Genomic DNA, 20,373 nt, shown 5'->3' with positions numbered 1-20,373 from the left:
GCCGGTGTGACGTTTATAGGCGTTGTAACTGGGCCCGGCCGCTCTCGGGACCCGTCCGAGGCGTAATGGTCGAGACTACACGCTCGTCGCAACGAACGCCCCGATGCCGACCGAGACGGCGACGAGGGCGGCGATCGCGACGAGTCGGCGACTCGAGGGCGTCGCCTCGAGGTCGACGTGGCGACTGTCGCGGGCGGTCTGGACGCCGAACCAGGCCATCGACGTGCCGCCGGCCAGCATCGCCGCGGCGAAGATCCACGACGCCGTGTCGCCGTCGACGAGGGCGGATCGAACCGCCGACAGCGTGACGACGGCCGCGAGGAGGACGTCGCCGACGCCGACGAAGGCGTTCCACGGGACGGCTCGGTCGCCGACCGACGCGGAGTCGACGAGACCGCCGACGATCATGAGAACCGCCGAGAGGACGAAGCCGGCCAGGAGGGCCCCGGCGAGCGGTCCGGTGAACACGCGCGGACCGAACGCGGCAACGTATGCACTGACAAGCCCGAGCATGACGATGCCCAGCGGGAGGGCCATCCGGCGCTTCATACCGGAGATTGTTGGCTGTCCTACAATAACCTTTTGCGGTGATCGGGCCGTCGCTCGAGTCGATCCGACCGACGAGATAGGGCGGAATGCCCGGAGTTATGAGGCCGGGGTTCGTCAGAGCCTCCCGTGCGGCTCGTACAGTTGACGATCCCGACGGGCAAGCGGGAGACGATCCTCTCGATCCTCGACGATCGGGGGATCGACTACGTCGTGACCGACGAGACCAGCAGCCGGTCGTATACGGGAGTCATGTACTTCCCGCTGCCGGACGCGGCCGTCGAGCCGGTGTTGGACGAGATTCAGGATGCGGGGATCGAGGAGGACGCCTACACCGTCGTCGTCGACGCCGAGACGGTCGTCTCGCGGCGGTTTCAGGCGTTGCGTGACGAGTACGAGAACGGCGACGTCGGTTCGGACCGCATCTCCCGGCAGGAACTGCAGGCCGAAGCCGACGATCTGACGCCGAGTTTTCCCGTCTACGTGGTGATGACGGTCATCAGTGCCGTCGTCGCGACCGCCGGGCTCTTGCTCGATTCGCCGGCGGTCGTCGTCGGCTCGATGGTGATCGCGCCCCTAATCGGGCCGGCGCTCGGCGCGAGCGTCGGGACGGTAATCGACGACGAGGACATGTTCGTCGAGAGCGTCACCTATCAGATCATCGGCGTCGTCGTCGCGATCGTGGCCGCGGCGATCTTCGCGTTGGTCGTCCGGTCGCTGAACATCGTCCCGCCGGACCTCGTCCTCTCGAGCGTCGGGGAGATCTCCGAGCGGCTCGCGCCGGATCTGCTGTCGCTGGCGATCGCGCTCGGGGCCGGTGTCGCGGGCGTCGTCAGCATCGCGACGGGGACTGCGGTCGCCCTCGTCGGCGTCATGATCGCGGCGGCGTTGATCCCGCCGGCCGGCGTCGCGGGCATCGCTATCGCGTGGGGTCAGCCGACATCGGCGATCGGTGCGACGGTGCTGGTGTTGGTCAATCTGCTGTCGGTCAATCTCGCCGGGCTGGTGACGCTGTGGTACGCTGGCTACCGTCCGGAGAACCTGTTCTCGCTCGGCGAGACCGAACAGCGACTCCGTAAGCGGATCGCCGGGCTCGTCGTCATCGTCCTCGTCTTCGCGGTCTTTCTCGGCGGCATCACCTACGCCTCCTACGAGTCGGGGAACTTCGAACAGGACGCCCGCGACGAGGTCGAGGGAGTCCTCTCCCAGGAGCAATACGAGGACTATCAGCTGCTCGAGTTCGAAGTCGTGATGGACGATAATTACCCGTTCCGGAATCCAGAACGGGTGATCGTCACCATCGGCGGGCCACCTGGCGAGTCCGCGCCCGCACTGGCCGATACCCTCCACGAGCGGATCAACGACCACGCCGACGGCTCGGTCGCCGTCGAAGTCAGGTACGTCGAAGTCACCGAACGGGGCACCGGCTGACGGGCGGCGAGGCGGGAACCGCTGGCGAGTTCGAGTGCTGGAAACCCTTTCGGTACTCGCTCTCGTAGCGCGAATATGCCCACGACCGTCACGACGCCGGACGCGAACGAGGAGTGTGCCTACTGTGGCTCGCGGATCTTCGATCACGATCCGATCTGCGTCCGCGACTGCACCGACGACTGCGGCTCGCCGACTCACTTCTGTAACTACGCCTGTCTCTCGGCACACATCGAAGAGAACGACCTGACGGCGGGCGACGCCTGCGAGTGGTCGCCCGACGAACCCGGCTGCTCGTGACCGGGGTCCGCGGCGACGCCGCGACCGTCGTCACGACGGGTCCGTTCTCGAGCGAGCCGTTCGCTCACGGTTCACCGAGTCGAGGGACGTGCAGTCGAAGATCGGTCCCCGCGCTACCCGTCGAACGGCAGTTCGGGCTCGTAGTCGATCGCGGCGACGGCTGCGTCGAGGACCGTCTCGACGTCGTCGCCGGTTTCGACGCTCATGGTGTAGTCGGCGTCGAGGGCCTCGAGCGACTCGTTCCAGACTTCCTTCCGATCGATCTTGTTCGCGACCGTGAGGACGGGGATCTCCTCGAACCGGGCCGCGATCGCGTCCCGTAGCTCGAGCTGTGAGCCGATCGGGTAGCCACACTCCCCCGAGGGATCGAGCATGACGAGCATACAGTCAGCGAGGTGTTCGATGGCGCTGACCGCCTGCGATTCGATCTCGTTGCGCTCCTCCGGCGGCCGGTCGAGCAGCCCGGGAGTGTCGACGATCTGGTAGCGGATGTGGTCCCGTTCGAAGTGACCGACGCCGATCCCCTTCGTCGTGAACGGGTAGGAGGCGGTCTCGCCGCGGGCGCTGGTAACGTCGTTGACGAACGAGGACTTGCCGACGTTGGGGTAACCGGCGACGACGATCGTCGGCTCGTCGGGGTTGATCTCGGGCAGGTCCCGCAGGTCGTTGCGCGACTCGTTGATGTAGAGCAGGTGGTCCTCGACCTGTTCGACGATGTCGGCGAGTCGGGCGAAGGCCTGTTTCCGGTGCTTGCGCGCAGTGTCCACGTCGGTCTTGCGCAGCCGCGGCTGGTACTCCTCGTGGATCTCGCGGGCCTTCCGGCTGGCCCACATCACTTCCGATAGCGCCTGTCGGAGCCGGTCGACGTCGACGATCGCGTCCGCCAGCTCGTAGTAGAACGGGTGGGCGTCGTACTCGAAGTCCGGCCACGCCGTCACCACGTTCTCTAAGTTGTCCGAGATGATGTTCGCCGCCGTCTGGAGCATCGACTGCTGGGCCTCGAGGCCGCCCTTGGCCTTGCCGGCCCGCGCCGCCCGCGAGAACGCCTTGTCGATCAACTCTTCCGACGTGGGCGTCGTCGGAAGGTCTTCGAAAATCATGGGCAGCAGTAGGAGCCGCGACCATAAAAGGGCGTCCGTTGGCCGCCGTCAGCTTATCCCTGCCGCCTGCCTACGGGGAGCCATGACAGATTGGCGCGCGGTGTTCGTCGGCTTCGTCGTCGTGACGGTGGTGGGAATCGTCGGCCTCGTGGTCCCCGGGATCGGCCAGATCGTCGCGGGGCTGGCCGGCGGGTTCGTCGCCGGCTACATGGCCGGCGGCGGGCTGGGACGTGGCTTCTGGCACGGCCTGCTCGCCGGCGCGCTGGGCGGAATCATCGGCGGCCTGTTGATCGGCGTCGCCGTCGGTCTGGCCGGGCTGGCGCTCGGTCCCGTCGGCGGCGCGATCTCGGGGGCCGCCGGGATCGGGATCTTCGCGCTCGCCGTCGCCGTCTCGCTCGTGATGGCTATCGAGAGCGCGATCGCGGGGATCGTCGGTGCGGCGGTCAGCGACTGATAAAAAAGCCGTCTCGAGTCCCCCTCAGGCGGCCATCTCCCGGCAGCTCTCGGCACACTTCGGCAGGACCTCCGCACAGGCCTGACAGTGGTCGTGGTCGTGCTGTTCGCACTCCTCGGCACACTCCTCGCAGAGGTCCGCACAGATCTCGCCAAGCTCCCCGTGGTAGCCGGAGTTGCGGGCCATAAAGCGTGCGTGCAGCGAGGCGATATCGGCCACGTCCCGACAGAGTCGGATACAGCGGGCCATGTCCTCGCCCTCGCCCGCACAGGCGTCGGCACACCACTCACAGACCTGCGCGGCCTCGAGGCAGTTGTCGATACATTCCTGCATCTGGTCGTCCGAGTGCGCGTTTCGGAGTTGTTGGAGCGCCATCGATCAAACGGACACCGGACAGGAGAATGAAGCTGTGTTCGGCGAATGCAAGTAACCGGCGATGGCGCGGTCGCGGGCTCAGCGCCGCGCCTCGAGTTCGGCCTCGAGATCCGCAAGCTCGACGTCTTTCATCGCCAGCAGGACCAGCAGATGATAGACGATATCGGCGCTCTCGTGGGCGATCTCCTCGCGGTCGTCGTCTTTCGCGGCCAACACAAGTTCGGTCGTCTCCTCGCCGAGTTTCTCCAGGACCGCGTTCTCGCCTTTCTCGTGGGTGAACAGCGAGGCGGTGTAGGAGTCCTCGGGCAGGGTCTCTTTCCGGTCCTCGATCACGGCAAACAGCTCCTCGATCGTCTCCTCCATCTACATCTCACCCGACACGTTACGGATGTCTTCGAGGTCGGCGAACTTCTCCCTGTCGTCTCGGCTGTCCGCGAACACGTCCTCGGTGATCTCGATGCCGGCGTCGGTCCGGGCCGCAAGCGCAAGCGAGTCGCTCGGCCGGGCGTCGACGACCGTCTCGCCCCGCGGCGTCTCGAGGTGGAGGTCGGCGATGTAGGTCCCGCCCTGCCCGCTCTCGCGTTGTTCGATCTCGGTGACGACGACGCGGTCGATTCGGCTACCCAGTTCCTCCATGACATCGAGCAGGAGGTCGTGGGTCAGGGGCCGTCCGATATCCTCGGCCTCGAGCCCGCGGGCGATGCTGGTCGCCTCACTGAACCCGATGAAGATCGGGACGACGTCGTCTTCGCCCTCGACGGTAAGGACGACGACCGGGACCGGTCCCTCCGGGGTCCCCGCGACCCGAACCGCGTCGATGGATGCCTGCATACCCCTACCCTCGGGTAGGAGGGAGAAAACAGGTCCGGTCGCGAATGCATGCACGCGGGACCGTCAACGGCGGCCGAAACGGGCGACACCGGACGCGAGCGCCACCGGGACCCGGACGGCTACTGTGCCTCCTCGATGCCCGGCACCCTTGCGCCCTCGTTCTCGAAGAACGCGAGGCCGTGAATCCGGCTATCGGGGGTCAGTTCCGGATGGAACGCGGTACCGACGACCGGCCCCTGTCGCACGGCGACCGGCCGGTCGTTCCACGAGGCCAAGACCTCGGCGTCGCCGACCGAATCGATGGCCGGCGCGCGGATGAACACCGCCGGATACGGCTCGTCGAGCCCCGCGACCTCGAGGGGCGCTTCGAAGCTGTCCTTCTGGCGGCCGAAGGCGTTGCGCTCGACGCTCACGTCGAGCAGGCCGAGCTGGTCGACCCGGTCGTCGTTCGGGTCGCTCGAGGCGACGATCAGGCCGGCACAGGTCGCCAGCAGGGGTTTGTCGGCGGCGACGTGGTCCCGAATCTCGGGGGCGATTCCCTCGTCACGGACCAGCCGCGATATCGTGGTCGATTCGCCGCCGGGCATCGCCAGCAGGTCGCAATCGGGGACGATCCCCGACTCGCGGATCTCGCGGACGGTGACATCGCGGTCGTGGGCCCGCGCGGTGCGTTCGATGGCGGCCGCGTGTTCCTCGACGTCGCCCTGGACCGCGACGACGCCCGCAGTCAGTGACATGGCCTCGGCTACGGAGGGGGGAGTCAAAAACGTCGCGCCACCGACTCGGCCGCGGCGTCCGCTTCGACCGATCGTGACATGTCTGCCCCATCCTTACTGCCCTCGGACACGTGTGACGAACCGGAGATGAGCCGATCCGACGCGCGCCGATGGGAGTACAGGACGCTCAGGCCGTCCCGCGGCGAAACGAAAAAGGAGGCCGAGGACCCGCAAGCGTCGCTGAACGAGTACGGCGCTGACGGCTGGGAACTCGTCGAGACGATCGACTACACGGGTGGCGGGACCAAGTATCTGGTATTCAAACGCCCCGCCGAGACGACTACCGGTGCCGATGACGGGTGACTCGCCGTGACCGGCACCGATGACGCCGAAAACGGAATGGCCGGCGACTCCGACGTCGAGACGGCCGGCGACTCCGACATCGAGACGGCGAACACGATGCGCGAACGCGCCGGCGAAAGTCGGCTCAAACTCTGGCTCCTGCTCGGTGCCTCTCGGCTGCAGGTGACCGCCGTCCTGGCACTGGGCGTATTCGTCTCGTTCGTGGCGTTCGTCACCCTCACGCCGTCGCCTCTGTATCCACAGCTGCAGACCGGCGACACTATCGAGACGATGTTCTCGACGATGATCGGGGCGATCATCACCGGTACCACGCTCGTCGTCACCATCGGCCAGCTGGTACTCTCCCAGGAGAACGGTCCGCTCGGCGACCAGCGCGACCGGATGGAGAATGCGATGGACTTCCGCGATTACACCGAGGAACTCATCGGGTCGCCCAGTCCGGCGGATCCGTCGGAGTTCCTCCGCCAGCTCGTCTTCGTGGCCGAACTGCGAGCGAAGACGCTTCGCGACAGTGTCGCCGACAGCGACGACGATCGACTCCGTGCGGAGGTCGAGGAGTTCACCGACAGTCTCGTCGGCAATGCCGAACTGGTCACCGATCAGCTTGAGGGCGCGACGTTCGGGGGCTTCGACGTCCTCTCCGCCGCGTTGAACTTCAACTACGGTTGGAAGATCTTTCAGGTCGAACGGATCGCAAACGAGTTCGAAGACAGCCTGAGCGACGAATCGCTGTCCGATCTGGAGGAGCTGAAGACGTCGCTCAGCCTGTTCGGACCGGCGCGAGAACACGTCAAGACGCTGTACTTCGAGTGGGAACTCATCACGCTCTCACAGATGATCCTCTACGCGGCGGTTCCGGCGCTGGTCGTCGCCGGCGTCATGCTTACTGTCGTCGACGCGGGCACGTTCCCCGGGAGAACGATCGGCGTGGCGAACATCACGTGGGCGATCGGCGCGGCGTTTACCGCGACACTCGTGCCGTTTCTGCTGTTTGCGGCCTACGTCATCCGCATCGTGACGGTCGCCAAGCGAACGCTCGCCATCGAACCGCTGGTCCTCCGTGACTCCCAGCGATAGCACCGATTCGGACTGCCGATTCCGGTTTGGCGACTGTGGCCGATCCGCTACCGACCCCCTCCCTGCGAGGGGCTCCGACAGTGCGGTCGCTGTTCGAGGCGATGCTGGAAGAACGCGGGAGATGCGTTACGAGACGAGCGTCAGCAACTGGACCACGACGCCCAGCATGACGCCGAAGGCGATGACCGTCTTCGGGTCGATTCGGATGGCGTTCGAGTCCTCGGAGTCGAAGTACCGGACCAATCCGGCACTGGACATCAGCCCGCCGGTGTTCTGTCCTTTGTCCATACCCGTTCCTATGTCCCCCCGGAACTAAACCTTTCGACCGACTCCGGCCCGCGCTTTCGGGCGGGTTCGCTCGAGGCGGGGATTCCGTCTCTCGGCGGCTGCCCGCTCCGGTTCCGGCCGATGTCGTCCTCGCTCGCGTCACCGATCCCGGCAATCGGTTATCGGTGGGAAACCCTTATGCGCGGCGCGTGGCAACTAGCGATGACCGCATGACTGTCACACTGAAGGATTTCTACGCGGACTGGTGTGGCCCCTGCAAGACCCAGGACCCGATCCTCGAAGAGCTCGAGGACGACTGGGAGGGCCGATTCGAAGTCGAGAAGGTAAACGTCGACGAACAACAGGACGTCGCCAACGAATACCAGGTTCGCTCGCTCCCGACCCTGATCATCGAGAACGACGACGGCATCGTCGAGCGCTTCGTCGGCGTCACCCAGCGCGACGACATCGAGGACGCCCTCGAGTCGGCCGGCGCGTAGGGACGATCACCGTTTTCTCGCTGGTTCGACCGTCGACAGTCCCGACTCTCCGCGCCTCGGTCCAGTGACGCGAGACGGCGGGTCACACCGCGTCGCCGGCGATCGGCCTCAGACCCACTTGACGCCGACGTCGTGCATGTCCTCGTTGTACTTCGCGATGTTGATGACGAGCGGCGTGACGCTCTCGACCTCCGCGGCGTTGGCCAGCGGCCCGGCCTCGAGCGCGCGCAGTCCGTCGATCTCGTTGGCGACCGTCAGGACGGTCGCTTTGGCGTCGTCGTTGTCGGCGACGACGAGGGTGTCGAGGTCCAGGTCGTTGTCGAGGTTCGAGAGGGCGTCGGCCGCGAGGTTGTGGAAGGCACCGACGACCGGCACCTCGTCCGGGGCCCGCTGGGCGACGAGTTCGGTGACGCTGCCGGTGTCGGGCGGGTGATAGTGCAGGCCGTCCTCGTCGCCCTGCATCCCGACCGCGGGGGTCACGAGGACCGAGTCGGAATCGAGGCTGTCCGCGACCGCCTCGACGGTGTCGCCGACGTAGTACGGCGGGACGCTGACGATGACGATATCGGCCCGGTCGGCCGCCATCTCGTTGTCGAAGCCCTTCAGCTCGGCGTCGGCATCGCGGGCTTCGAGTTCGGCCTCGTAGTCCGCGACCGCGTCGCGGGCCTTTTCGGGGTCGCGCGAGCCGATGAGGATCTCGTGGCTTGTATCGCGTGCAAAGCGCAACGCGAGTCCTTCGCCGATGTCGCCCGTGCCGCCAAGTAGTGCGATTCGCATACCAACGCCTCCGGACGGCACCCGAATAAAAGGGCCGGAGCGCGGCCGATCTCGCCGGGTTCTCGGACGCCGGCGAGTCCGCCGTAGACGGCCGCAATCGCACCGCTACGGCGCGTCGTCTTCTGCCGGGTTCATCGCCGACCCCAGCCCGCCGTCGTAGGCGTCGCGCTCTCGCACCTCGCGGATCCGCTGTGCGAGGCGGCGCTCGAGGGCCGTCCGCCGGTCCTCGTCGACATCGGGGTTGTTCGCCAGGTCCCGGACGTCTTGCCGGGCGGTCCGCAGGACCGACACGTCGTCCTCGGTCTCGAGGTCGGCGGCGCGCTCCAGCGCGCGTTCGACGTCCGCAAGCGTGGGTTCGGTCATACCGGCGATTGGCGGGGCACACGCATCAACGCCGGGCCGGGAACTGCCACGTCGTCCCGTAGCGCAGTTTACATTAGCCGCCCCGTTCACGATTCGGTATGGTCCGCCCTGCCGTCATTGCCCACCGCGGCTACGCCGGCGTCGCGCCCGAAAACACGATCGCTGCTGCCGAACGCGCCGCCGAACGCGACGGGACGGCAATGCTCGAGATCGACGTCCGACCGGCCGCCTGTGGGACCCCGGTCGTCGTCCACGACGAGCGCCTCGACGGGACCCGCGACGGCCGCCCCCTGACCGACGCGACCGGTCTCGTCCGGGAGACGCCGCTCGAGGACCTCCGAGCGACGCGAGTGCTGGGAACCGACGCGACGATCCCCTCTCTCGCCGCCCTGCTCGAGGCGGTCCCCGAGTCGGTCGGGGTCAACGTCGAACTGAAGAGTCCGGGCACCGCCGATCTGCGAACCGGCGAGGCACTGCCTCCGGACGATCGCGACCAGCGTCGCCGGACGTGGCGGCCGTTCGTCGAACGCGTCGTCGCCGACTGCGAGGCCTTCGGCGGCGACCTGCTGTTTTCCTCGTTCTGTGAGGGCGCGATCGCGGCGCTGCGCGAGGTCGCCGACTACGCCGCCGCCCCGCTGGTCGGCACGGACCTCGCGGCCGGCCTCGAGATCGCGAGCCGATACGACTGCGAAGCGATTCACCCGCCCCACACCGCGATTCTCGACCCCGAGTCGGACGAGCCGGCGACGGTCGGGGACGCGAACGACGGCTCCGGGGTCGCCCTCCTCGAGCGGGCCCACGAGGCGGGGCGGGCGGTCAACGTCTGGACGGTGCGAACCTGGGTCCAGTTCGACCGGCTCGCGGCCGCCGGCGTCGACGGGATCATCGCCGACTACCCGCGGCTGGGGCCGGTTGCCGGCGACCGATAGCGCCGCCGTCACGCGAACGGCCGTCGGCGGATACAAGTATCGCCTGCAGGCGCACCGGACACCTTGATACGACGAATCGTACTGAGGTAGCGGTATGGTCTCCGTCGCGCCCTCGCCGTTTCGTCGGTTCCGGCACGTCGCGACCGTTTTCGATCACGTCGCCGTCAGTGATACCGCCCGACGGATCGATCGGGAGGTGACCCGATGAGCGATTTCCCGCCGCGAACGACGGTCAAGCGGTGGCTGGTTACGACCAACCACAAGGACGTCGGCATCCTCTATCTGGTGACGGCGATTTTCTTCCTCCTGGCTGGCGGGATCCTCGCGTTGCTGTTCCGCGCACACCTGTGGAAAGCCGGCGGTACCGGCCTCCTGACGAACACCCAGTACAATCAGTCGGTCTCGATCCACGGCCTCCTGATGGTGTTCTGGTTCATCTCGCCGCTCGGCTTCGCGTTCGCGAACTACCTCGTCCCCTTACAGATCGGCGCGAACGATCTGGCGTTTCCCCGGCTGAACGCGTTGAGCTACTGGTTTTACCTGTTCTCGGGACTTCTCGTCCTGTTCTCGTTCTTCCAGGGGACGACGTGGGCCAACGGCTGGTATATGTACGCCCCGCTGAACGTCCCGATCTACAACCCCGGCTACACGCTGACGATGGGTGGGAACACGACGATCCTCGCCCTGACGCTGTTCGTCATGTCGACGACTCTTAGCACGGTGAACTTCCTGACGACGATCCACACCCGTCGCGCCGAGGGGCTCGGGCTCTGGAACATGCCGCTGTTCACGTGGGGGACGCTCCTGACGGTCTGGATGATGCTGTTTGCCTTCGCGGCGCTGTTGGCCGCGCTGATTCTGCTGTTGACCGACCGGCTCCTGTTGACCCAATATTTCGGCACCGATCAGGGCTCGAGCCTGCTGTGGGGCCACATCTTTTGGTTCTTCGGCCATCCGGAGGTGTACATCGTCTTCTTCCCCGCGCTGGGGATCATGTTCGAGACCGTCCAGACGTTTACGGGCCGGCGGTTAGTCGGCCGCAAGTGGGTCATCATCGCGATGGTGCTGGTCGCGGTCCAGTCCTTTCTCGTCTGGATGCATCACATGTTCCTGACGACGATCAACCTCCCGATCAAGACGCTGTTTATGGCCACGACCATCGGGATTTCGCTGCCGTTCGATCTGATGGTGTTTTCGTTGATCTACACCATGGTCAAGGGCCGCGTGCGGTTTACCACGCCGTTTCTCTTCACGATGGGGGCGCTCGTGTTGTTCATCATCGGCGGCATCACGGGCGTGTTCCTCGGTGCGGTCGTGTTAGACTACGAGTTCCGTGGCACCTACTGGGTCGTCGCCCACTTCCACTACGTGATGGTCGCCGGAGTCACGGCGCTGATCGGCGGCCTCTACTACTGGTGGCCGAAGATGACCGGGAAGATGTACTCCGAGCGACTCGGGAAACTCAGCTTCGCCGTCTACTTCTTCGGCTTCAACCTGCTGTATTTCCCGATGTTCATCGCCTGGGAGACGCCCCGGCGGGTCTTTCACTACGGCGAGGGCGCACAGCTCTATCACCAGCTGGCGACCGTCGGCGCGTTCGTCCTCGGGACGTCGGTCCTGTTGGTTCTCGTCACGCTCGGGAAGAGTCTGATCTCGGGGCCCGACGCGCCCGATAACCCGTGGGCGTACGCCCGGACCGCCGAGTGGGCGACGACCTCGCCGCCGCCGCTCGAGAACTGGCCCGACCGCCCCAGCTACGCCTCCGGCACGCTCGAGTTCGTCGACGACACGACGGCGGCCGATGGCGGGGCAGCCACCCACGAACGGGCCGATCAGATCGACTCGCTCGAGGGGGATCACGAGGACCACGCGAGCATCTGGCCGTTCGGAATCGGCCTCGGGATGTTCGTCACGTTCCTGGGATTGTCCGGGCTGACGCCGTATGTGGCCTCGTTCGCGGCCGAACGCGGGGCGGAGTTTTCCGGTTCGGTTGCCGGCTCACAGACCGTCATCTACCCCGTGGTCTCGGTGATCGGCGTCGCGATCCTCGGCTACTCGCTCTTCGAGTACGGCCGCGAGCGGTTCAACGCACCCGAGATGGTGATCGCCGAACGCTGGCCGTTCGAGGGCGTCGGGACGACCAAGACCGGCGTCTGGTTCTTCCTCGCCTCGGACGTGGTCGTCTTCGGTGCCGTCATCGGGGCGTATATCTTCATGCGGATCCACAACGGCTGGGGGAGCTTCGAGACCGTCCCGCCGTCGGCGACCATCGGCCTGGTCAACACCTATGTCCTCTTGACCTCGAGTTTCACGGTCGTGCTGGCGCTGGTGATGGCCGAACGCGAGAACAAGCGCGGCCTGCTGGCGTCGATGGGTGCCACGCTCGCGCTCGGGCTCCTGTTTCTCGGCATCAAAGGCTACGAGTGGAGCTACGAGTTCTCCCACGGGATCTACTGGTTCTCCGATCTCGAGTACTCGCTGTATTTCGTCACGACCGGACTGCACGCCTTCCACGTCATCCTCGGGCTGCTCATTGCCGCGTTCATGATCTATCGGACCCTCTCGGTCGACGCCTACCTCACGGATCACCGGCCGGTGGAGTACTTCGGGCTCTACTGGCACTTCGTCGACATCGTCTGGGTGTTCCTGTTCCCGATCTTCTATCTGCTGTAGCGGGCCCCGCCGACTGTTTTCGATCCACACTCGATCCGCCCGACTCGAGTCGGGGCCCGCTGTGGGCCGGTCGGAACCAGCCGGATACAAGGCGATCACCGCCGAACGAACGGCTATGCAACTCTCGAGCGTCGTCGATCGACTCGACGAGGAACTGCGCACCGCCGACTACGCCGACGTCGACGCCAGCGCGAACGGACTCCAGATCGGCCCCGAGGAAGCCGAGATCGAACGGGTCGCGTTCGCCGTCGACGGCGTCCAGGAGACGTTCGATCGGGCGATCGACGCCGACGCCGACCTACTGGTCGTCCACCACGGGCTCTCGTGGGGCGGTTTCGACCGCGTGACCGGCCGGACCTACGACCGGATCGCGCCGCTGATCGAGAACGACCTCGCGCTGTACGTCTCCCATCTCCCGCTGGACGGCCACCCGGAACTGGGCAACGCCGCCGGCGTCGCCGACCTGCTCGACCTCGAGAACCGCGCGCCCTTCGGCGAACTCGGGCCCGAGCATATCGGCCAGCGCGGGACGGCGGCCGACCCCTACGCGCCTGCTGACCTGCGGGACCGCCTCGAGTCGGCCCTCGAGACCGGCGGTCAGTCGGTCCAGCACCTCGACTTCGGCCCCGACGAGATCGAGGAGGTGGCGATCGTCACCGGCAGCGGCACCGACTGGCTCGACGAGGCCGTCGAGGCGGGCGCGGACGCGCTCGTTACTGGCGAGGGGAAAGGGAAGGTCTACCACGAAGCCCGAGAGGCCGGCATCCACGTCTTCCTCGCGGGTCACTACGCGACCGAGACCTTCGGCGTGCGATCGCTGCAGGAACTCGTCGGGGAGTGGGGTCTCGAGACGACGTACCTCGAGGTCCCGACGGGGCTCTGACCGCCGTCCGTCGATAGGAGACCCGCACCTGTCGGAACCAATGCGTGAGCCGACGAACCGATCCCAATCGGCAGTTGCGAACGCGGACGCGGCCATACTTTTTCGTTCGAGCGGCTGGCATTCGTGTCTATGGAGATTCATATCGAAGAGTTCTTTTCCGAACCGGGCGGCTGGGAGGAGGCGCGGGTATCCATCGGTAGTTCGCTCGCCTTCTTCGGGATCTATGCGTGCTTCGAACTCCTGTACGACAGCGGTTCGCTCCCGTTGCTGGTTCTCGGTGGCGCGACGGCGCTGTCTGGTATCGCGGAACTGTTGCCGACGAACCGACGGCGACCCGCGATCGTCCTCCGGGTAACGGCGATCGTGCTGCTCGTCGCGCTGATCGCGACGGCGCTGCGCTCGCTGCTGTCGTGATTCGACTCGAGGCCGGTCGACGCGTCCGGGATGGGTAAAATCCCTCTTTCAGGTATCCCTACCGTTATGTCACGACCGTCGAAACGACGCCTCGTGACTTCACCATCGACGCCACTCTCGGTTTCGACCTACGTGGAAGACGGTGCCAGAATCGCCGCGATCCTCCTCCTCTGGGGCGCTATCGCCGCCGTTTTCGCCTACGGAATCGGCAACGTCGGCGGCCCCGGCAGCCTCTTCACGGCGATCGGCCCGCAATTCGGTGCGCTCTTCGCGCTGACCGGACTGCTCAACGCCGTTCTCTATCTCCTGTATCGCACCGTCGACTACTGGCAGCGGGTCGCCGCGTAGCCCCTCGAGTCCGTGGACCGCTAAAGGGAAATTGCGGCCACCTCTCGAGCCGTCGATGGCCCACGAAACGACGCGAATCGCGACGTTGAAACCGCTGGCCCGCGGACGCGTGGACATGAGCGACGACCACGATCACGACGGCGAGGCGGACGGTCACCACGAGCCCGAGCGGGAGACGTTCTCGCACGACCCTGTCGGCCACGCCGAGGTCCGGGCGGGGATGACCGTCGGCGAACTCGCCGACGAGTACGGGGACGCCGGCGTCGGCGCGGCCGACCTCCACGAGGCCGTCGACGTCACCGAGTCGATGTTCGACGACGACGTGACCGTCTTCTTCGGCCTCGCGGGCGCGATGGTTCCGACGGGGATGCGCGCGATCGTCGCCGACCTGATACGGGACGGTTACATCGACGTCCTCGTGACGACCGGCGCGAACCTCACCCACGATTCCATCGAGGCCATCGGCGGCAAACACCACCACGGCGCGGTCCACGCCGAGGGCAAAACCGAGCGCGAACACGACGAGACCCTGCGCGACGAGGGCGTCGACCGCATCTACAACGTCTATCTCCCACAGGAGTTCTTCGCCGACTTCGAGTCGCATCTCCGCGAGGAGGTCTTCCCCGTCCTCGAGGCCGAGTGCGAGGAGGAGGGGGCCGTCTCGATCCAGCGGCTCACCGAGGAACTCGGTCGGGCCAACGCCGAGATCAACGAGCGAGAGGACGTCGACGAAGACGCTGGCATCGCCGCCGCGGCCTACGAGAACGACGTGCCGATCTACTGTCCGGCTGTCCAGGACTCCGTGCTGGGCCTGCAGGCGTGGATGTACTCCCAGACCGGTGCGTTCACCTTGGACGCGCTTGCCGACATGACGCCGCTGACCGACATCGCCTTCGAGGCCGAGGAGGCCGGCGCGTTCGTCGTCGGCGGCGGCGTCCCGAAGAACTTCACCCTCCAGACGATGCTGGTCTCGCCCGACGCCTACGACTACGCCGTCCAACTCACGATGGACCCCAAACAGACCGGCGGCCTCTCCGGCGCGACGTTAGACGAGGCCCGCTCGTGGGGCAAACTCGAGAAGGACGCCGACAACGTCTCGGTCTACGCCGACGCGACGATCACGCTGCCACTGGTAGTCGCGGCCGCGCGGGAACGGCTCGAGAGCTAGTGACGCAACTGCCGGCGCTCACTCGAGGTCGTCGTCGTAGGTCCGGACGGTCGCCGAGCCGACGTCGATCCGGACGAGCCGGTTGTCGGCGTAGGCGTCCTGATCGGCATCGTACTTCGCGTTGATCCGGCGGCGGGCCGCGTCGGTTTCGTCTGCGTCTTCGACGACCGTCGCCGTCCCCAGCAGCGTCACCATCCATCGTGCGTGACCCCCCTCGTCCTGCTGGATCGAGAGCGCGACTCGCGGGTTCTCCCTGACGTTCGCCAACTTCCGTCCCGTCGTGACGAGTTCGACGATTTCCTCGTCGGCGAGATAGTGGTACCAAACCGGGGCGACGTGCGGTCGTCCCCCGACGCAGGTGCCCAGATGGGCCATCAGCGGCTCGCTCTCGACCAGTCGCTCGGCCGCCGGTGAAACGGTAGACACGCCCGAAGGGCCTACCGAGAGCGACATAAGGGGTCCGCATGGCGGTGCCGGGCGCGGTCCGGTCGTGCCCTCGATTGCCACACCGCTTATTAGCTCATCGTTCCTTGACGGTACGTATTCAGGAGCCTCTGTCATGACCCGACCGACCGCCGCTGCGGCCGAGGCGGAGCCAGCGACCGCCGAGATCACCGTCTGCTACGTCGACCCGGAGCCGACGGCCATCGAAGTCCCGACCGCCCTCGAGCGGGCGAGCGACCGCCTCGTCGTCGAATCCGTCGCGTCCAAGGACGCGGCGCTGGCCCGACTCGAGTCGGCCGCCGTCGACTGTCTCGTGTGCCGAGCGGCCGGAGACGATGTCGGCGACGATACCTTGCTCGCCAGCGCCCGAGCTGAGTGGCCGACGCTGCCGATCTTTCTCGTCACCGACGAGTTCGACGAGGCCGACGCCAGTGCCGCGCTCGAGGCCGGCGCGACCGGCTGTGTCTCCGTCCCAACCGCGGAACACGGGACGCGACTCGCGATACGGATCGAACGCGCGGTCGACGCGGCGACCGAACGTCGCGACCTCGAGGCGGCGGCCGTCCGGTTTCGCGCCCTTACCGAGAACGCTTCCTTCGCAGTAATCACGGCGGGCGATGACGGGACGATCCGGTACGCGAACGACGCGGTCGAGTCGCTGTTCGGGTACGCGGCCGACGACCTCGTCGGCGACCGTATCTCGACGCTCGTTCCGGCGAAGTATCGGAACAGCCACCGTGATACGATCGCCCACTACCTGCGGACCGGCGAGCAGACGCTCGACTGGAACTGGGCCGAACTCGATGCACTCCACGCCGACGGTCACGAAGTACCCGTCGGGGTCTCCTTCGGCGAGGCCGCCGTCTCCGGTGAACACTTCTTTACCGCCGTCATCCGGGACCTCTCCGATCGCAGGCGACTCGAGCGGGAGCGCGAGGCCACGCTCGAGCGGATCGGCGACGCCTTCGTCTCGATCGACCCCGACTGGGCGTTTACCTACGTCAACGACCAGGCGGTCGAACTGTTGGGCCGCCCCCGCGAGGAACTGCTCGGGCAATCGCTCGGAACGGCGTTCGAGGCCGTCGCGGGGACCGAGTTCGAGCGCGAACTCGAACACGCCTTCGCCGAACAGACGACGGTCAGTTTCACCCAGTACTTTGCCGCCCTCGAGCGCTGGTTCGAGGTCCGGGCCTACCCCTCCGCGGACGGCCTTTCGATTTTCTTTACCGACGTGACCGATCGGGTCCGGGCCGAGGCGGAACTCGAGGCCAGCATCACGGCGCTGCAGGCCCTATACGACATCTCGACCAGGGCCGACGCGTCGTTAGACGAGAAGGTGCCCGAACTGCTGGAGTTGGGCTGTGAATCGTTGGACCTGTCCTACGGGTTCCTCACCCGGATCGACCTCGACGAGCGGATCCAGACGGTCGTCGAGTCCCGCGGCGATCACCCGCTCCTCCAGCGGGGCGAGTCCTGCCCGCTCGCGGAGGCATACTGCCGGAAGACGATCAAGACCCACGAACTGGTCACCGTCGGGAACGCGCCCGACGAGGGGTGGACCGACGATCCAGCCTACGACCTGTTCGAACTCGGCAGCTACGTCGGCGCGAAGGTAACCGTCGACGGCTCCATCTGGGGCACCCTCTGTTTCGCCTCGAGCGAGCCCCGCGAGGGCGACGGCTTCTCCGAGGCCGAACGGACGCTGGTCAAGCTGATGGCCAAGTGGGTCAGCTACGAGACCGAACGCCAGCAGTCCCACGAGACCTTGGCGCGTCAGAACGAGCGACTACAGGAGTTCACCAGCGTCGTCTCCCACGACCTGCGGAACCCGCTGAACGTCGCCCAAGGCTCACTCGATCTCGCGCTCGAGGGTGACGACACCGGGCTCGAGGCCTGCGAGGAGGCCCTCGAGCGGATGGAGCAGTTGATCGACGAACTGCTCTCGCTGGCCGAACAGGGTGCGACGACGGCCGACCTCGAGCCGGTCGCGCTGCGCGACCTCGCGACGAAGGCGTGGTCGATGGTCGATACGGGCGACGCCACGCTGGCGTTCGACGGTGCGGGTCGGATCCGGGCCGACCCCGAGCGGCTCCAGCAACTGCTCGAGAACTGCTTTCGGAACGCGCTCGATCACGGGGTGCCCGCCGGGGGCACCAGCGCCGATCTGACGGTGACCGTCGGCGACTGCGAGGGCGGGTTCTACGTCGCCGACACCGGACGCGGCATCCCCGCCGAGGAGCGCGAGTCGATCTTCGACATCGGGTTTACCACCGCCGAGGAGGGGACCGGGTTCGGGCTGGGAATCGTCAAACGGGTCGCGGAGGCACACGGCTGGGACCTCCGGGCGACCGACAGCGACTCGGGCGGCGCACGCTTCGAGATCACCGGCGTCGATACGCCGCGTCCTGCCGGCTCGAGGTGAGACGCCGGCGTCGTCGCCGTTCGCGTTCACTGGGCCGCTCGAAGCCGCTCGAGGTCGAGTCGCAGGTAGTGGCCCAGCGTCCCGGTCAGCCCCAGGTCGGCGATCCGGCGGCCGGAGTTCTCGACCAGCACGGTCCGCCGGTAGCCGATCGGATAGCGGGCGGCCAGCAGCCGGCTGAACGCCGTGTCCTCGTTTGGGACGTCGGGAAAACCGCCGACGTCCTCGAACGCCCGCCGGTGGACCAGACAGCTGAACCCGGGCAGGATCGGTCGCTCGAGCCGCGAGAAGCCGTGGTTGATCGTCGCTTCCATGAGCTTCGCCCGCCGCGGCCCGGTGATCCGGCAGTAGGAACTGGCCGCCGCCAATCCCTCGCGTTCGGCGAATCCCAATAGCTCGGTCAGATACGTCGCCCGGACCCGCGTGTCGGCGTCGATGAAGGCCAGCCACTCGCCGGCGGCGCGCTCGGCCCCGAGGTTCCGGGCCGCGGCGATGCTGTCGCCGCCCTCCTGTAGCACCGCCGCGTCGTACTCGCGGGCGATCTCGCGGGTGTCGTCGCTCGAGTCGCCGTCGACGACCAACACCTCGTACTCGTAGGCGGTGTCCAGCGCGGCCAGACTCGCGAGGGCTCCCCGAAGGTAGTCGCCCTCGTTTCGCGCCGGTACCACGAAACTGACATCGACCGCGTCGTCTCCAGCGCCCGTCATCGTGCTACTCGAGCCCTCTCTGGGGCGGCTTCTCAAGCTATCGGAGTCCGACCGCCCAGTGAGTGCCCTGGGAACACGCCCCGCGAGGGTTGATTTCACTCTTCGGCTCCCGGAGAGCAGGTCTATCACGAACTTTTATAATCATGGGGTTGGTATGGTGGGGTAAGCAATGTCGGTCGTACACGTACGCGCCTGAATCAGTCGCTGCCGACGAGTACCGATTTTCGACGACATCCAACACCCGACCGACATGAGTACCCAACACCTCACCCAACCCGACGCCGAACCGACGCCCAACCGCACCCGACCCACACCCTCGAGTACGCTCGAGGACCCCCGGACCGCGACCGACCGCGCCCCGCGGACGTTCTCCCACCGCGACGGGGGCCGACTCGAGAACCTGATCGACGAGTGGAACTCGGCCTTTGCCAACGCCGGCGGCGACGAAGCGGCGTAACCGCTCGAGCGAACCCTAATCCAAACCGTCTTTGAAGCGACGCGCGTAGCCTCGCGTGGCCGATGACGATCCACTCGCTCCGAACCGGACTCGGCACCCGGTGGTGACGAGCCCTATGAGTGCCGAGGCCATCGATTTACCGTACGATTCCTCCACTTTCACGGTATCTGAGACACTTCGAGAAGTCACAGCTAGGGGGGAGCAACTAGGGGCGCGTCGCGGATGCTTGTCACCTCGAGGCTCAGGAGTGATCCCGAGAGAGAAACTACTTCGGTTCATCGAGATCGTATCCGCCACCACCGCCACCATCGTCATCGTCGTCCGGATTACTACATCCAGCAACGGCAACCGTTGTGGCGGTCACGGATGTCGTGAGAAAGCGCCTCCGGTTCATGTGTGATGCTTGGTAACGTGCCTCAATAAAAATGTGGGGGCGGTGTCCGGAGACTGGTCACCTCGACTGGGGGCTGCTACTATCTATCACTCGCCGCCAGAACCGAGAGGTCCCGTCTCGAGCAGCACAACGTCGATTTCTAGGCGGTTCTGGGTCAGTGACGCTCGTCCGCCGTTTCTGTTCGGCTGTCGAGACCACGTCTCTGCGGACAGTCCATCCCAACGGCGTCCACACTCAGTTGGCGATGTATCGAGCCAAGAGGACGATCGGCAGGACCGGGATCACCAACCCCGTCGCGATGAGGACGACGGCGACGATCGCCTTCTCGAGCGTACTCGAGTCGTCCCAGACCGATCTCGAGAGGCTGTCGATTCCCGCCGCGGTGCGTTGGAGGAGTCCGGCCATCGCGACTAGCTACCGCGTCAGGGGGTGTAAACCCT

General features: G+C 66.4%; 26 protein-coding genes. 14 read left to right on the top strand and 12 right to left on the bottom strand.

What is annotated here, in order from left to right:
• Nucleotides 1-75 precede the first annotated feature (75 nt).
• On the bottom strand, nucleotides 76-549 hold the full coding sequence (locus ACSBP4_RS12175; protein ID WP_435552358.1) for a hypothetical protein: 474 nt from the start codon (nucleotides 547-549) through the stop codon (nucleotides 76-78).
• Nucleotides 550-675: 126 nt separating this feature from the next.
• Between ACSBP4_RS12175 and ACSBP4_RS12170 the strand changes: the two genes are divergently transcribed.
• Nucleotides 676-1,977 carry a TIGR00341 family protein gene (locus ACSBP4_RS12170; protein WP_049965604.1) on the top strand — a complete coding sequence of 434 codons (1,302 nt, stop codon included), beginning with the start codon at nucleotides 676-678 and terminating at the stop codon, nucleotides 1,975-1,977.
• Nucleotides 1,978-2,052: 75 nt separating this feature from the next.
• A complete protein-coding gene (locus ACSBP4_RS12165; RefSeq protein WP_006648090.1) occupies nucleotides 2,053-2,274 on the top strand; it encodes a hypothetical protein in 222 nt (73 codons plus the stop codon).
• 113 nt (nucleotides 2,275-2,387) lie between these two features.
• Here the strand turns inward: ACSBP4_RS12165 and ACSBP4_RS12160 are convergent, their stop codons facing one another.
• Nucleotides 2,388-3,374 (bottom strand): NOG1 family protein, encoded by a 987-nt coding sequence (locus ACSBP4_RS12160; RefSeq protein ID WP_006648089.1) that lies wholly within the window; start codon nucleotides 3,372-3,374, stop codon nucleotides 2,388-2,390.
• A gap of 82 nt (nucleotides 3,375-3,456) precedes the next feature.
• Here ACSBP4_RS12160 and ACSBP4_RS12155 point away from each other — a divergent pair, with 82 nt between their 5' ends.
• Entirely contained in the window at nucleotides 3,457-3,828 is a 372-nt protein-coding gene (locus ACSBP4_RS12155; protein WP_435552357.1) for a DUF5518 domain-containing protein, read from the top strand.
• A gap of 24 nt (nucleotides 3,829-3,852) precedes the next feature.
• Here ACSBP4_RS12155 and ACSBP4_RS12150 read toward each other — a convergent pair whose 3' ends face one another.
• The 4 genes from ACSBP4_RS12150 to pdxT form a co-directional block, all read right to left on the bottom strand.
• Nucleotides 3,853-4,203, bottom strand: a complete 351-nt coding sequence (locus ACSBP4_RS12150; RefSeq protein ID WP_006648087.1) for a four-helix bundle copper-binding protein — start codon at nucleotides 4,201-4,203, stop codon at nucleotides 3,853-3,855.
• A 78-nt stretch (nucleotides 4,204-4,281) separates the two neighbouring features.
• Complete coding sequence (gene hisE / locus ACSBP4_RS12145) at nucleotides 4,282-4,566, bottom strand: phosphoribosyl-ATP diphosphatase (RefSeq protein ID WP_373631443.1); 285 nt, start codon at nucleotides 4,564-4,566, stop codon at nucleotides 4,282-4,284.
• Complete coding sequence (locus ACSBP4_RS12140; protein ID WP_015298668.1) at nucleotides 4,567-5,034, bottom strand: bifunctional nuclease family protein; 468 nt, start codon at nucleotides 5,032-5,034, stop codon at nucleotides 4,567-4,569.
• 119 nt (nucleotides 5,035-5,153) lie between these two features.
• Nucleotides 5,154-5,771, bottom strand: a complete 618-nt coding sequence (gene pdxT, locus ACSBP4_RS12135; RefSeq protein ID WP_435552356.1) for a pyridoxal 5'-phosphate synthase glutaminase subunit PdxT — start codon at nucleotides 5,769-5,771, stop codon at nucleotides 5,154-5,156.
• Between the two features lie 126 nt (nucleotides 5,772-5,897).
• Between pdxT and ACSBP4_RS12130 the strand changes: the two genes are divergently transcribed.
• Nucleotides 5,898-6,113: a DUF4177 domain-containing protein gene (locus ACSBP4_RS12130; RefSeq protein WP_435552355.1), complete on the top strand. Its 216-nt coding sequence runs from the start codon at nucleotides 5,898-5,900 to the stop codon at nucleotides 6,111-6,113.
• A 36-nt stretch (nucleotides 6,114-6,149) separates the two neighbouring features.
• Nucleotides 6,150-7,190, top strand: coding sequence for a hypothetical protein (locus tag ACSBP4_RS12125; protein ID WP_435552370.1), 1,041 nt, complete (start codon nucleotides 6,150-6,152; stop codon nucleotides 7,188-7,190).
• Nucleotides 7,191-7,316: 126 nt separating this feature from the next.
• Here ACSBP4_RS12125 and ACSBP4_RS12120 read toward each other — a convergent pair whose 3' ends face one another.
• Entirely contained in the window at nucleotides 7,317-7,478 is a 162-nt protein-coding gene (locus tag ACSBP4_RS12120; protein ID WP_006180413.1) for a preprotein translocase subunit Sec61beta, read from the bottom strand.
• Nucleotides 7,479-7,687: 209 nt separating this feature from the next.
• Between ACSBP4_RS12120 and ACSBP4_RS12115 the strand changes: the two genes are divergently transcribed.
• Nucleotides 7,688-7,957, top strand: coding sequence for a thioredoxin family protein (locus ACSBP4_RS12115; RefSeq protein WP_006648078.1), 270 nt, complete (start codon nucleotides 7,688-7,690; stop codon nucleotides 7,955-7,957).
• 108 nt (nucleotides 7,958-8,065) lie between these two features.
• Here the strand turns inward: ACSBP4_RS12115 and npdG are convergent, their stop codons facing one another.
• Together npdG and ACSBP4_RS12105 are read right to left on the bottom strand one after the other, a co-directional pair.
• A complete protein-coding gene (gene npdG, locus ACSBP4_RS12110; RefSeq protein ID WP_435552354.1) occupies nucleotides 8,066-8,734 on the bottom strand; it encodes an NADPH-dependent F420 reductase in 669 nt (222 codons plus the stop codon).
• Between the two features lie 105 nt (nucleotides 8,735-8,839).
• Entirely contained in the window at nucleotides 8,840-9,097 is a 258-nt protein-coding gene (locus ACSBP4_RS12105) for a hypothetical protein (RefSeq protein WP_435552353.1), read from the bottom strand.
• Nucleotides 9,098-9,195: 98 nt separating this feature from the next.
• Here ACSBP4_RS12105 and ACSBP4_RS12100 point away from each other — a divergent pair, with 98 nt between their 5' ends.
• The 6 genes from ACSBP4_RS12100 to ACSBP4_RS12075 all read left to right on the top strand — a co-directional run bounded on the left by ACSBP4_RS12100 (nucleotide 9,196) and on the right by ACSBP4_RS12075 (nucleotide 15,512).
• Nucleotides 9,196-10,026 carry a glycerophosphodiester phosphodiesterase gene (locus ACSBP4_RS12100; RefSeq protein WP_049965611.1) on the top strand — a complete coding sequence of 277 codons (831 nt, stop codon included), beginning with the start codon at nucleotides 9,196-9,198 and terminating at the stop codon, nucleotides 10,024-10,026.
• Nucleotides 10,027-10,230: 204 nt separating this feature from the next.
• Nucleotides 10,231-12,699 carry a cbb3-type cytochrome c oxidase subunit I gene (locus ACSBP4_RS12095; protein ID WP_435552352.1) on the top strand — a complete coding sequence of 823 codons (2,469 nt, stop codon included), beginning with the start codon at nucleotides 10,231-10,233 and terminating at the stop codon, nucleotides 12,697-12,699.
• Nucleotides 12,700-12,814: 115 nt separating this feature from the next.
• Entirely contained in the window at nucleotides 12,815-13,582 is a 768-nt protein-coding gene (locus ACSBP4_RS12090; protein ID WP_435552351.1) for a Nif3-like dinuclear metal center hexameric protein, read from the top strand.
• 129 nt (nucleotides 13,583-13,711) lie between these two features.
• Nucleotides 13,712-13,996: a hypothetical protein gene (locus tag ACSBP4_RS12085; protein WP_049965614.1), complete on the top strand. Its 285-nt coding sequence runs from the start codon at nucleotides 13,712-13,714 to the stop codon at nucleotides 13,994-13,996.
• A 93-nt stretch (nucleotides 13,997-14,089) separates the two neighbouring features.
• Nucleotides 14,090-14,344, top strand: a complete 255-nt coding sequence (locus ACSBP4_RS12080; protein ID WP_373631464.1) for a hypothetical protein — start codon at nucleotides 14,090-14,092, stop codon at nucleotides 14,342-14,344.
• 115 nt (nucleotides 14,345-14,459) lie between these two features.
• Nucleotides 14,460-15,512 carry a deoxyhypusine synthase gene (locus ACSBP4_RS12075; protein ID WP_373631466.1) on the top strand — a complete coding sequence of 351 codons (1,053 nt, stop codon included), beginning with the start codon at nucleotides 14,460-14,462 and terminating at the stop codon, nucleotides 15,510-15,512.
• An 18-nt stretch (nucleotides 15,513-15,530) separates the two neighbouring features.
• On the opposite strand, the gene ACSBP4_RS12070 is transcribed toward ACSBP4_RS12075, so the two are convergent.
• On the bottom strand, nucleotides 15,531-15,938 hold the full coding sequence (locus ACSBP4_RS12070; RefSeq protein WP_435552350.1) for a pyridoxamine 5'-phosphate oxidase family protein: 408 nt from the start codon (nucleotides 15,936-15,938) through the stop codon (nucleotides 15,531-15,533).
• Between the two features lie 133 nt (nucleotides 15,939-16,071).
• On the opposite strand from ACSBP4_RS12070, the gene ACSBP4_RS12065 reads away from it, so the two are divergent.
• Entirely contained in the window at nucleotides 16,072-18,378 is a 2,307-nt protein-coding gene (locus ACSBP4_RS12065) for a PAS domain S-box protein (protein ID WP_435552349.1), read from the top strand.
• Between the two features lie 26 nt (nucleotides 18,379-18,404).
• On the opposite strand, the gene ACSBP4_RS12060 is transcribed toward ACSBP4_RS12065, so the two are convergent.
• A complete protein-coding gene (locus tag ACSBP4_RS12060; protein WP_435552348.1) occupies nucleotides 18,405-19,082 on the bottom strand; it encodes a glycosyltransferase in 678 nt (225 codons plus the stop codon).
• A gap of 250 nt (nucleotides 19,083-19,332) precedes the next feature.
• Between ACSBP4_RS12060 and ACSBP4_RS12055 the strand changes: the two genes are divergently transcribed.
• Nucleotides 19,333-19,539, top strand: coding sequence for a hypothetical protein (locus tag ACSBP4_RS12055; RefSeq protein ID WP_006180396.1), 207 nt, complete (start codon nucleotides 19,333-19,335; stop codon nucleotides 19,537-19,539).
• A 628-nt stretch (nucleotides 19,540-20,167) separates the two neighbouring features.
• Here the strand turns inward: ACSBP4_RS12055 and ACSBP4_RS12050 are convergent.
• Nucleotides 20,168-20,338 (bottom strand): hypothetical protein, encoded by a 171-nt coding sequence (locus ACSBP4_RS12050; RefSeq protein WP_162834894.1) that lies wholly within the window; start codon nucleotides 20,336-20,338, stop codon nucleotides 20,168-20,170.
• Nucleotides 20,339-20,373 lie beyond the last annotated feature (35 nt).

It is taken from the genome of Natrinema sp. CGMCC1.2065 (genome assembly GCF_051225675.1).
Taxonomy (GTDB): Archaea; Halobacteriota; Halobacteria; order Halobacteriales; family Natrialbaceae; genus Natrinema; species Natrinema thermotolerans.
The sequence above is the reverse complement of the archived record's forward strand: the minus strand, read 5'-3'. Positions and strand labels throughout refer to the sequence as shown.